Origin of the sequence: uncultured Ruegeria sp. (assembly GCF_947489545.1) — a bacterium.
In the GTDB taxonomy this organism is placed as follows: domain Bacteria; phylum Pseudomonadota; class Alphaproteobacteria; order Rhodobacterales; family Rhodobacteraceae; genus Ruegeria.
Map to the genome: position 1 here is coordinate 1 of NZ_CANLDZ010000048.1, position 10133 is coordinate 10133.

Genomic DNA, 10133 nt, shown 5'->3' on the forward strand with positions numbered 1-10133 from the left:
AGTGTCGAGATAAACGTTCTAAGCAACCCCGTCAGGGAGCCATTGAGCACCGAACGATTGGCTTCATCAAGAGATGGTGCCATCCAGGAAAACTTATCACGATTAAGTCCTATAGACACAAAGCTCTGTCCTTCCCAACGTGATTTCCATGGTTGTGCATGCGACACGAGCATTAAATCCCCTGTTTTTGCTTTTACCGAACGATCATTGTACTCATTGTAAAAGCGCCCACTCCGAACGAACCAGATTGCCCAATTGTCGAGATCGGTCTTTCTGATCTGATCATTCGTTCTTTCGCTATTAGTTGGATCAACCTCCCAATCAATAATATCTATCCCGCCGAGGTCGAAAGCTGAAAACTTAGCACGAAAACCGCTATTGATAGAACGGGGTTTCTTAAGGTCACAAATAGGGGCGGCTGCTTGCGAAAATGCGTCAAATTGATGCTGACATTCAAAGTCAAGGGTAGAGTACTCGAAGAGTTCTACAGATTTAGGTTTGTTTTCCATTGGAGCCAAGAGAGATTTACAACCATGTATTTGAGGGTTTCAGCATTTCGAAGTTTCTTGCTGGTTCTTCGGGATTTTGGATCTGAGCACAGCCGCAAACACTTTGGAGTTTAGCTTCACTCGAAAAGGGCAAGTCCACGCCAGCGAACGCATCGAGTGTTCTTCTTCCGGGATGTATTGAGCCATCCAGCCGAAGTAGTTGGTTCGAGCGACTCATTAGCTAAACTCCCAAGTGTCATGTTCGCCCAAAACAGGAAGTGGACTGTTCTGGGAGGATTAGTTAGCCACAACAGCTTTTGACAATGAAGTCGGATTGTGGAGCGCACAGTCTCAACGGCGTCGCGTGGGGTCTCAAATGAAATCCAGGTCATGTTGACAACACGTCGGAGCCAAAGCTGGCCGGATGTGATGTCGATGAAGCTCCGGACGCCTTCAAGGCCTTGTCGCTAACGCAGATACTGTCATTTGAGTTCGCAATCACAGCGAACTTTCGCTTTCCGCCGATTCTGTTGAAAAACAATGTGTTGCTGGCGCAGAAATTGGCGTCTTGAAGAGGGCGCGAGGGCCTTTGCTATCAGACTTTGCGCGTTTGCTGCGGTGCGGGAAAGATCTTGGTTAGTTTGCGGAGGTTTTGGACGGTGGCGGCGAGGAGGAATTCGTCGTTCGCGGCGCATGGGCCACGTAATCGGAGGCGACCCAGTCCAAGGATGCGTTTGAGATGGGCAAACAGCATCTCGACCTTCTTTTGGAGCTTCATCGAGATTTCGTATTGCTCGGTTTTGGCAATGTCGCGGGCGACCCGGCGGGCATCTTCGTGTTCTTCGCGGGTTATCTTGCGCGCGTCTGCGTTGGGGCAGCATTTGGGTTTGGATGGGCAGGCCTGACAGGTGTGTTTGAGGGCCTGGTATTTCGCGACACCTTTTCCCGTCGGATCACGGTTTGGGTCGGAGTAGTTGTGGCGGAATTGCTTGAGCGCGTCGCCTTCGGGGCAGATGTATTGGTTGTTTGCCGCGTCCCACTCAAAGTCAGCGCGGGACCAGGTGCCGTCTGTTCGTCCAGCTTTGTCGATGACCGGAATGTGCGGTGCGATCTTGTGCTTCACCAGCCAGTCCAGCATCGGGCCGGAACCGTAGGCGGTGTCCGCGATCAGCAGTTCGGGGTCGATGGAAGGGCGGCCCGTGTGACTATAGAAGTCCGCCAAATGTGAGCGGATGCTGCCCAGATCAACGAATCGATCTATCGATCTCAAAAGGTGATCTTGTGGGACATGATCCTCCAGCGAGAACTCGTAGAACAGCGCTGCCTGTACTTCCTGCCTTGGTCCCAACATCGCCAACCCCTCCCTACAGAACCAATTGAATCAGCTACTTAGGTCTCGATCAAGGAAGAGTTTTTCAACGAAGTAAGCCAGAATCTTCAGAGCGGAAAGCATTGGCAAAACCCTCAATCAGCCAGGAAATCAGACCAGTTCGCCATGCTGTGAACGATACGAACGACATCAATTGCCGTATCGTCAGATTGGTATATGATTAGATGCTTTTTGTAGGGGTGAATCCGCACCGCTGGTGTGAACTCTAACCGCAACCGGGCCAAATCAGGGAACTCCGCAATCAACTCAAGCGATGCACCCAATCCAATCAGATAAGCCTTTGCCTGAGCCACGGACCACGTTTCAACAGTATAAATCCAAACTTCATCCAGATCAGCCTCAGCTCTCGGACGCAGTTCGATATTGCGCATCAATTGTCGTGCCCGACAACCTTGCGCTCAATGAAGCCCGACATGTCGAACGGTCGGGGTGCACCGCTACAAATCCCCTCCTCGATAAGGCCCTGAAGTTCCAATATAGCCCCTTCCCGCTCCTGGTCTTTGCGGATCAGATCGCGAACATAGTCACTAACATTGCTGTAGCGCCCGTCTTTTGTGCGGGACTCGACCCAGGATTTCATCGGGTCCGGAAGGGATACGTTCATTGTCGCCATACCGGTAATCTGGTGGTCTTGGCAAACTTTGTCAACTCTGATCACCGATGCAAGTGGCTCTAACTCACTAGGGAGAAATACGCTGTATCTAGTTCCTTCCCTTTCAGAATTCCGCGCAAACCCTTTCACACAAGTCCGCTTTCCATCCAGACCTTGGATATCAAAGCGTCCCTCTCAATAATTTCCGTCTATGTCCAATAATCTTGTCTTATCGGACGCGCTAATGCCCTCATGCGCACCTGATCGCTCAGCATTCTTAGTGCATGGCAACTTGATAATATCCATGCATCGATCATCCAATCAGATCAACTAAACGAGTGGGCAGAGTGCGCAGGTACCAACTATGGCGTTGGTCGCGACATTGACTAGTTCGACTACACTGTTTGAAATGTCTCGGCCCCGCAACCGATTGGTTGTTTTTTCAAATCCGTAGCTTCGAACCACTCCTAAGTTTGCGACAAAGCCCAAGTGTCTCTTATCATGATCGATTGTATCAACCTCAATTCTAACAGTGCAAACGACTGCTTTGGGAATTCTTCCATATGATCAGGTTTTATGACGTACGCCCGCTCAAAGCCGCTCGGACGGCTTCAATCACCTCTTTCACGGAGCGTGGAACTAACGTGTCGTAGGTGTGAACAGCGTGGATTGGTGTCGGATCGGGTAGTAATTGCTCGCACAGTCGCACCAGTGACCCGTCTTCGATTTCCTGTGCGACACGAATGTCAGGTAGAAATGCGACCCCCAGTCCTTCCCGAGTGCAAGCGGCAATGGCATCAAGCGTGTTGCAGCAAAAACTTGGATTGAATTTCAAGGTTACGGGTTTCGTGTGATCTTTGGTGGGAATAGAATGGATTACTGCTGACGGCTCTCGCACATGCGCGATGTAAGGCAGGCCTTGTACCCATTTTGCAAACTCAGGGGTATCCGAAGGCGGCGCGTGCGCCATGAGCGAAGGGGCGACACACAGGATGTCTCGTAGTGACCCTATTTTGCGGGCACGAAGGTTACTGTCGCGTAAAACGCCTACCGCAATTGCGACATCAATCCCCTCGGCGATCAAATCCAACCGGGCGTCATCTGCGATCACTGTCGGCTCAAGTTCTGGAAACTGATGCATAACCTTGGCCATGGCTGGGGCAATGATCGGCGCAATCAGGACATGGGGTGCGGTGATTTTGATTGGACCGGACGGTATCGCGCCATACGCCTCCATCTCAGTTGCGGCTTGCTTCGCCAACGCGAGCACGTCTTTGCATCGCCGATAATACCGTTCTCCTGCTGGGGTTAGCGACAGGTGCCGGGTCGTGCGCACTGCCAATTTGATACCCAATTGTGCTTCCAACTTTTTCAGGCTCTGGCTGACTGCTGACTTTGCCAAGCCCAACTCATCCGCTGCCCGGGTGATTGAACCCGTTTCGACAATAGTAACAAAATTTAAAGGTAGCGTTGAGAGCACGGCTATTTGTTCTCCAACATTGAACAGTGATTTCATTTATGGTCGCTTTTTTAAGCAACACAAATACTCCAAATACGGCTCATCGACCAAATGCAAACAAATCAAGGCAGAGATTACAAAATGAAAAAAGCTACGTGCTCCATGCCTGCCGCGATACTAGCCACAAGCGTGCCGGCACAATCCCTGACTGCAGATCCGGCCACAAGTGCGGCGCGTGAAACGGCGCTTAGTATCGCTGTCGCCGAAGGTAGCCTAGCATGGCGCAATGCCTTCAACGCAGGAGACGCGGCTGGCGCGGCTGAAATGTACGAAGAAAATGCGATTATGGTAGTTAAGCCATTTGGCACCTTTGAAGGTCGCGAGGCGATCCAAGCTTTTTGGACTAGCATAATTTCGAAAGGCTTCAATGACGTGGTCTATATCAACACGACGACCCATGTCATTGACCAAACACTGACAGCCGCCAGCGTTTCTGCAGACTGGAAAATGAATAACGCAAAAGGCATCATCTTAGATGAACTGTGGGTATTGCAGCCTGATGGGACAGCTCTGATACGCGAAGGCCATTTCGAAATCACTCAATAACGCCCCAAGGCTCGAAAAGAGACAGGTCTATGGCACATTTGAAAACTCACCCTGCGCGTCGCAGATTCTGACCCACAACAGAGTTTCGAAGATCGGCATCAGCTGAGTACAGCTCTCCGAAATGACGACTGCCCGTCCGTGTAGCTCAATCGTTTGTACTCAAGCGGCACCCGTGTTGGATACAAAATCAACACGGTTTCCGTTTTACCAATCAAATACACTTCACCAGTAGCCAGTTTTGCCTCTGAGCAGGAGGAAGAAGCGGTTTTGAGCGAATGAGGAGAAGCGTGAGACTTGCGCGCCGGTCGACAACGCCGGGGAGGTTGGTTGTGCGAGTGGTGCGGAGATACGCGGTACTCTTAGGAGTATTGTTGTCCCGAATTGATGTAGGTGTCATATAGTTTGAAGTATTAAGCATTTTCGAAGTGCAATGGCGACAGCTTGGGTTTTTGTGGCTGCACCCAGCTTTGCAGACGCATTGCCAATGTAAAAATTCACTGTTCTTTCACTCAGTCCAAGAATCTTGCCGGTTTCCCAACAGCTCTTTCCGTAGCTTGCCCATAACAAGACATCTTTCTCGCGTGGCGACAGTTTAGTAGTTACTGCGTTTCCCGTGGGTTTTTTGACAATAGCGGAGTGAACCAGGAATCCGAGGTAGGTCAGGTCGGGTAGGAGGTGCTGCTTGATTGAACGCCACTCTCCGGCGGATTCGTTGGAGCTGACGGAAAACAATGCTTGATCCCCTTCCGGACCTCTTATTGGTATTGAAACACCTTGTTTGCTCACTCCAAATTCAGCAGCTTCACCAAAGAAGTTGATGGCTGATCGATCACCGTTGGTTATTGCACTCCAGTCAAACGGTAAAACTCCTTTGAAGCTATTTTTCACAACAGGGTCGCGTTCATCATACCCTTTCTCCACATAGCGATCCTCCCATGCCTTTGAGTATGTCGTGACAAGTCCAGTCTCTGATTGCGAATTGACCAGTGATGGCAAGTGCATGTAGGCGATGTTGGATAACCCAAAGCGGCGACCAAAGACGCTGAGGAAACCCGGTTTGTCGTTGGATTTCCGAAAAGCGGTGGAGTCGTTAACAAACGCTTCTGATATGGCTAACTTCATTAGTTCAATATCTCCTGAAGTACATGATACTGCGCCGGATGCTGTTACATCTTAAAAGATATTGAGTAGTCGTGGCTACGCAAAGCGACGAGGCTAGGTGCTTTGTATCGCATACTATTTGATGTGGGTTTGAGGATTCAAATCACACGGAGAGTTTTAGCTAGTCCACACGAAGACATAGTCTGCATTTCGCTGCTCTGGGGTGGTGTGGGCGAAGGACAAGCGCTTTGGAGACAAAGGTCAGAGTGACGGCGGTGGTGAACAGTCGAAACTGACTAGCCGCGAAGCCGATTATGATCGTCGTGGTGGCCATGCCGCCGAACACCACGCCATATAAATAACCATGAGACACGGGACATCTTCTTTGCTTGCGTTTTTAAGAATCCCGTTCATCGAAACTACGAAAGCGACTTCAAACGCTAACATGAACGCAAAGTAGAAATCGAATGTGACAATTGGTGTTTGGGTGAGGAAGGGCATTAGGATCGCCAATGACGCAAGTATAAAAATCAACGATAGCGGGCGGCGGGAGTTGCGTTCGGCTGTGTATCGATGGTTGACGAATACAACGCCTGCGACAATGCCAAACACGCCTACAGCTTCCGAAACAGATCCATACTGGGGTGGAAGGTTGAGCCAGGCCAACGGCTACCAGACGCGCGCGACTTGATTAACGCCTGTAAGAAGACGACCAAAAGCCCCAAAGTAATCATAGAGTGCATGATCATTTTATTGGATAGGACGACCTTTTCCCAACGTTTGCAGAGCGAAATGTAACCGCCCGTATCTGATCGGACGGCCGCTGCGACGGGCAGCAGGGCACATGCGAATGCCGATACAATGTAGGTACCCGCATTGACAGTGGCGATTATTGTGAAGGAGAGGACTAAAACAAGAGCGAAACCAACGACAGCGCCCAGTACCTGGTCCACGTAGTTACCTGAAATAACCACGTTATTGACCCGATCAACGAATTCATCGTCAAGAAAGTTTTTCAACGCGACATCGCGTGCGACTTTCGTTTTCATGACAAAGAAACCGCGCACGAACAGTAGGGAGTATGCGAGGTAGAATGCGCTGTTTGCGACAACTAGCCCCACCAGCAACGTGGCGAAACCTGCAGCTAGTTCGATCCTATAAGGACATTCTTCGACTCAAATCTATCGACAAGCCTTCATGCGACCGGCATCAGAAGAAAAATGGGAAGGAATTGTGCCATGTAGACGCCAGCTGCGCCGATTGCTGATACCGTTTCTTAGAAAAACCAACAGACAGTGCCACGAGTATAGTGTTCGTGCCGATGGCACTTATTAGCATTGATGTAGTAAGTAAGCGTTGGGCTCTAAGCTGTGCTGGCGGGATCTTCTATGTCTGATCTTCGGTGGGATTGTTCATTCAAAAAGTTTGATTTGCAGTTCTTCTGCCATTTTTGAGAGATATCTGTTAGCCCGTGAATCCGCCTCTGTTATGGTGTCGCTTTTCACTTGAAAGCGAGCGAGAATATCATGAGCTTTCACGGATGCGTTTGGGTTGAGTTTGTAGGGATCAAACTGAATGATGTCTGGTTGATTATGGACCCAATGAAGATCAATTAACGTGGGCAATTTACCATCCTCTGTCGGCATCAACTTTCTGGTGGTTATAGCTGTCTTGGGAGCAACGGGCTTCCACCGTGGTCGCTTCCCCAAATGGATGTCAATTAGGTGATTAAGAAGGCAATCGCCGGTCACGTTTTCGTACAAGCTGGGTATGACACAACCCATCAGTCTCGGGTTGACTTCAACCAACGCAGGACCTTCGGTTGTAAGGATCATTTCAATGTGGAAGATGCCTATATCCAAGCCAAGTGCTTTGGCGACCTGTTCGGCATACACGCAGCAGTTTTCTTGATCCTCGAAGGATATTTGGGCGGGCATTGAGGTACCCATTTTGATGCAATCATTGGCTTTGGCCCTTGGTCGACCAGAGATCATGAAGCGGAAGAATTCGCCATCGAGCAAGCCTAGCTCTATGGAGACGAGGGGGCCAACGAGCAATTCCTCTACAAGGAGGCCGTTTGCGATTTGACCCCTGATTTCCGGTGCAAGGTCGTCTATTCTGTCTAGGATATCTTGGGCAGCCTGTTTGGCCTCCTGCGATGTTTGAGCAGCGACAGGTAAGATGCTATCAAATGCCACCTGGGGTTTTACGACAATGGGCTTTCCGTAACGCGCTGCTATCTTGCCAACGTCGTCGGCTGTCTTACCAATAGCGTGAAACCCGGACTTAAGCTTGGCTTGCTCGACTAGCTCACGGGCTTTGCGTTTATTCTTTGAGTTTTGAACGGCGGTTGCATTTGTAAAGCGGATGTTGTGTACGACACAAGCCTTTGCTACAGCATCGACACAAGGTTCGAGCTGCGTGATGACGCCGTCGATCGGTAGAACTGATTGAATTAATGCCATCGCGCGGGCTACTTCATAAAACGAAGTCGGATTTTCAATTGATATGAGATTGTGAACGCCTGCTTTGACGGACTTGGTTAAATCCGTGTCGGTGTATAGTCGATGTTTGGGCTGGAGGAACGACACGACATAGCCCCGATCTAGGGCTATTCGCATTGTGTCGAAACCTGGAACGTTAGAATCCACGAAGAGTACATGTGTCATTTTGTTGCCTAGTCGACGGCCGACAATTCGCTTCCGATAGTCGCGACATTGATGCGAAAACCGTTCCCTTCCGTTACTCTTTTCAAGTATTCATCGACCCCAACTAGGCGGCTCTTCTGTTGGCTTTTAGAAGGTTGCAGCCCTGGCGGCGGTTATCGGATGTTTTGAGGAAATGGTGGCAATCACCTCATCGGAGGCCTCACACATGCCGGCCACGGTTTTTAAACCGTCATACTTAACGATGGGTCCAAGACGCTCGAAAGGGCATCCTGACCTTCTCAATATGCGCTCCATAAAGACGTCGTACACTGATATGACATGAGTCATTCCAGCGCCTTTGGCGGTTTGAAACAGTCCCATGAGTAACTCGCGTGTCACGATATTAACGCCGCCGGTGCCCGAGCCTTTCATCGCTTGCGTATCTACGCAAAACCGAGAGCTTTCGATAACCAGTGGGTTCCGCACAATCCCCGCGCGTCCCATCACTTCTGGGAAGACATCCGACAACATGTGCGGCCCGGTTGTAGGAAGTAAGCGAAGCGATGCCAAGAGCTTGTGATCGTCGGTTGTGACACAGACGTAAAGCGGGCTCATGGTATCGAATACGTCTTTCTCACGACCGTTTTCGACATGAACTTGCCAGTCTCTCCTATCCTTAAACTGTCTCGCGCGCAGTTGATACATTTGGTCAAATAGTTCGGCGTTTGCCTCAATTTCATGGGCATGAGCGGTTACTATCATCGCCACCTCCCTCGGTTTCGGCTTATGTGTATCGGGAGGATGTTGGGCGTAGAGCAGTCTGGCACTACTGCAATACTTACGTATTGACCTAAGGGTGACATTTGCCAATGCGAGAATCTAGCATCTGCAAAAATATTGTTATTTCTCAGGAAGCTGAAGGGAATCTAACGCCTTAGTTTTTCAAAGCCGGACCGACTGGGTCTATGTACAGTTTCTGCTAAAGAAAGTTGAGCTGATTGCTGCCGGTACTTATGAATTTGACAAGCGGCCGTCGCCCATACCGCCTTTTGTAAATTCAGGATTCCTTCTGTTGAGCGGAAACCCAAACGGGTTCTTCGTAAGCAACAGCTTTGCGTTTTCGCACGACGGTGAATTTTTCTCATCGGGGTCCAGAGAACAAGCAGTAGAGCCCTGCGAATCCAAATAGTCTGGTGTCGCCATAGCGGATGACTATTTAAACATAGGATTGGAGTATTTCCGGACATCACAATCTGGTTCTATGCGTGGATAGTCGCAGAGTATCGGAAGTTGCTCACACCTTTCACAAAGAATGAAGGACTTAGAACATGAGATTGATACTGGCTCTATTGCTGCCCTTTGTAGTGTTTTTCACAATCAAAAGGCCAATCCAAGGCATTTTCTGTTTGGTTTTGCAGCTGACACTCATCGGATGGATACCTGCGGCAATTTGGGCCGTGTACTCTTTAAGCCAGTACAACACCGACAAGAAAATCGCGGCGGCTACCAGCAAAAGGTCATAAATCAAACATGGCACCCTATTCGGTTCAAGCCCCTTGCATTGGCCAATTATTCCTGCGCGTTCGAAACGGTCTCGGCACATACCCCTCGAAAGGTCAAACGTGTTATGGGCTGCTAGACTGCTGGCCCCACATTCTGCGAAAGCAACCCCGGAAGAGCAATCCCTTTCCGCCTGACTCTCTAACTCCTTGCCGTCCCGCTCGCCGATTTCGGAGGACGAAATTGAACTGAGTAGATTAGTCTCCGTCTTCGGACAGCCGATTGTCATAGTTCTTCTTTTGTTCTACTTTGTTTCGCGACGTTCCAGGTTTGGGACTTCATGATTTGA

General features: G+C 49.9%; 11 protein-coding genes. 2 read left to right on the forward strand and 9 right to left on the reverse strand.

Annotated features, from left to right (window positions below):
- The 5 genes from Q1B13_RS26320 to Q1B13_RS26340 form a co-directional block, all read right to left on the reverse strand.
- Positions 1 to 509: hypothetical protein (locus tag Q1B13_RS26320; RefSeq protein ID WP_299085829.1), on the reverse strand; the 509-nt coding region annotated here is incomplete at its 3' end.
- Between the two features lie 574 nt (positions 510 to 1083).
- Entirely contained in the window at positions 1084 to 1839 is a 756-nt protein-coding gene (locus Q1B13_RS26325) for a transposase (protein ID WP_299085831.1), read from the reverse strand.
- A 113-nt stretch (positions 1840 to 1952) separates the two neighbouring features.
- On the reverse strand, positions 1953 to 2249 hold the full coding sequence (locus tag Q1B13_RS26330) for a type II toxin-antitoxin system RelE/ParE family toxin (RefSeq protein WP_298938524.1): 297 nt from the start codon (positions 2247 to 2249) through the stop codon (positions 1953 to 1955).
- On the reverse strand, positions 2249 to 2482 hold the full coding sequence (locus Q1B13_RS26335) for a type II toxin-antitoxin system ParD family antitoxin (RefSeq protein WP_366140976.1): 234 nt from the start codon (positions 2480 to 2482) through the stop codon (positions 2249 to 2251). Before Q1B13_RS26335 ends, Q1B13_RS26330 begins: the two co-directional genes overlap by 1 nt.
- Positions 2483 to 3044: 562 nt before the next feature.
- Complete coding sequence (locus tag Q1B13_RS26340) at positions 3045 to 3986, reverse strand: LysR family transcriptional regulator (protein ID WP_299085833.1); 942 nt, start codon at positions 3984 to 3986, stop codon at positions 3045 to 3047.
- 54 nt (positions 3987 to 4040) lie between these two features.
- Between Q1B13_RS26340 and Q1B13_RS26345 the strand changes: the two genes are divergently transcribed.
- The gene (locus Q1B13_RS26345) at positions 4041 to 4535 is read left to right on the forward strand and encodes a nuclear transport factor 2 family protein (RefSeq protein ID WP_298938528.1); all 495 of its coding nucleotides are present in this window, start codon (positions 4041 to 4043) and stop codon (positions 4533 to 4535) included.
- 393 nt (positions 4536 to 4928) lie between these two features.
- Here Q1B13_RS26345 and Q1B13_RS26350 read toward each other — a convergent pair whose 3' ends face one another.
- From Q1B13_RS26350 to Q1B13_RS26365, 4 genes are all read right to left on the reverse strand, one after another.
- The gene (locus Q1B13_RS26350) at positions 4929 to 5657 is read right to left on the reverse strand and encodes a LuxR family transcriptional regulator (protein ID WP_298938529.1); all 729 of its coding nucleotides are present in this window, start codon (positions 5655 to 5657) and stop codon (positions 4929 to 4931) included.
- A 593-nt stretch (positions 5658 to 6250) separates the two neighbouring features.
- Positions 6251 to 6685, reverse strand: a complete 435-nt coding sequence (locus Q1B13_RS26355; RefSeq protein ID WP_299085835.1) for a hypothetical protein — start codon at positions 6683 to 6685, stop codon at positions 6251 to 6253.
- A gap of 363 nt (positions 6686 to 7048) precedes the next feature.
- Complete coding sequence (locus tag Q1B13_RS26360) at positions 7049 to 8305, reverse strand: ATP-grasp domain-containing protein (protein WP_299085836.1); 1257 nt, start codon at positions 8303 to 8305, stop codon at positions 7049 to 7051.
- Between the two features lie 126 nt (positions 8306 to 8431).
- Positions 8432 to 9046, reverse strand: a complete 615-nt coding sequence (locus Q1B13_RS26365; RefSeq protein ID WP_299085838.1) for an acyl-homoserine-lactone synthase — start codon at positions 9044 to 9046, stop codon at positions 8432 to 8434.
- A gap of 566 nt (positions 9047 to 9612) precedes the next feature.
- On the opposite strand from Q1B13_RS26365, the gene Q1B13_RS26370 reads away from it, so the two are divergent.
- Entirely contained in the window at positions 9613 to 9807 is a 195-nt protein-coding gene (locus Q1B13_RS26370; protein ID WP_298938305.1) for a YqaE/Pmp3 family membrane protein, read from the forward strand.
- Positions 9808 to 10133: the final 326 nt, after the last annotated feature.

Bases quoted from the DNA above. Each gene is read 5' to 3' on its own strand.
- Q1B13_RS26325 (WP_299085831.1), bottom strand. From the start codon at position 1,839: ATGTTGGGACCAAGGCAGGAAGTACAGGCAGCGCTGTTCTACGAGTTC.
- Q1B13_RS26330 (WP_298938524.1), bottom strand. From the start codon at position 2,249: ATGCGCAATATCGAACTGCGTCCGAGAGCTGAGGCTGATCTGGATGAA.
- Q1B13_RS26335 (WP_366140976.1), bottom strand. From the start codon at position 2,482: ATGAACGTATCCCTTCCGGACCCGATGAAATCCTGGGTCGAGTCCCGC.
- Q1B13_RS26340 (WP_299085833.1), bottom strand. From the start codon at position 3,986: ATGAAATCACTGTTCAATGTTGGAGAACAAATAGCCGTGCTCTCAACG.
- Q1B13_RS26345 (WP_298938528.1), top strand. From the start codon at position 4,041: ATGCAAACAAATCAAGGCAGAGATTACAAAATGAAAAAAGCTACGTGC.
- Q1B13_RS26350 (WP_298938529.1), bottom strand. From the start codon at position 5,657: ATGAAGTTAGCCATATCAGAAGCGTTTGTTAACGACTCCACCGCTTTT.
- Q1B13_RS26355 (WP_299085835.1), bottom strand. From the start codon at position 6,685: ATGAAAACGAAAGTCGCACGCGATGTCGCGTTGAAAAACTTTCTTGAC.
- Q1B13_RS26360 (WP_299085836.1), bottom strand. From the start codon at position 8,305: ATGACACATGTACTCTTCGTGGATTCTAACGTTCCAGGTTTCGACACA.
- Q1B13_RS26365 (WP_299085838.1), bottom strand. From the start codon at position 9,046: ATGATAGTAACCGCTCATGCCCATGAAATTGAGGCAAACGCCGAACTA.
- Q1B13_RS26370 (WP_298938305.1), top strand. From the start codon at position 9,613: ATGAGATTGATACTGGCTCTATTGCTGCCCTTTGTAGTGTTTTTCACA.